Annotated in this window: 1 protein-coding gene; it reads left to right on the forward strand. The window is 46.7% G+C overall.

The window, feature by feature from the left end; all coding sequences use genetic code 11:
• The first annotated feature begins 85 nt into the window (after positions 1–85).
• Positions 86–547, forward strand: coding sequence for a hypothetical protein (locus KCG35_RS25975; RefSeq protein WP_215822810.1), 462 nt, complete (start codon positions 86–88; stop codon positions 545–547).
• The last annotated feature ends 119 nt before the right edge of the window (positions 548–666 follow it).

A 666-nucleotide genomic window follows, 5' to 3' on the forward strand; every position in this document is an offset into this window, starting at 1 on the left:
GTGTCCCCTCTGCTGGCGTGCGTGACTCACCCTAGCCCTTGCTGTTAGCCTTTTCCTGCATCGTTAATGGTTCAGGAGAAGCACTATGGAAACTGATTCACCCACTGACACCCCTTTAACACTTGAGGCTGTAAAGGCTAAGTTTGAAGCCTGGCGGCAGCGTCCTAAACCCCGCAAACCCTTTCCTAATGCATTATGGCATGATGTCTTTCGACTACAGGCGCAGTATAAACTCACGAGGATATTAACGACACTACGGCTTACCCGTGCCCAGTTTATGCATAAGCGTGCGGTGTTATTAGGGGAACCTGATTGTCTTGCAGACAAAACGTCACCTAAGTCATCGTCATCCAGTGCATCTCGGGCAGCCGAGTTTATTAGCGTGGATCTTGCTGCAACAGGTGTGGTCAATCATCAGGATAAGGTGCAACCTGCATCACCGATGGTGTTTGGGGTTGAGCTAACCCGTCCTGATGGCACAGTCTTAAAAATCCATCAATTACCCACTACAGCGGTTGATGCGTTAATTCATCAATTTATTGCGTAATTATGTTGCAATTAACGCCTCATCATCGTTTATTATTAGCGGTGAATCCCGTCGATTTCCGTAAAGGAATCGATTCCTTAATTGCATTGTGTCAGCAGCATTTAAATGAAGATGCATAC

The sequence above is a fragment of the Zooshikella harenae genome, assembly GCF_018837975.1.
Classification (GTDB): domain Bacteria; phylum Pseudomonadota; class Gammaproteobacteria; order Pseudomonadales; family Zooshikellaceae; genus Zooshikella; species Zooshikella harenae.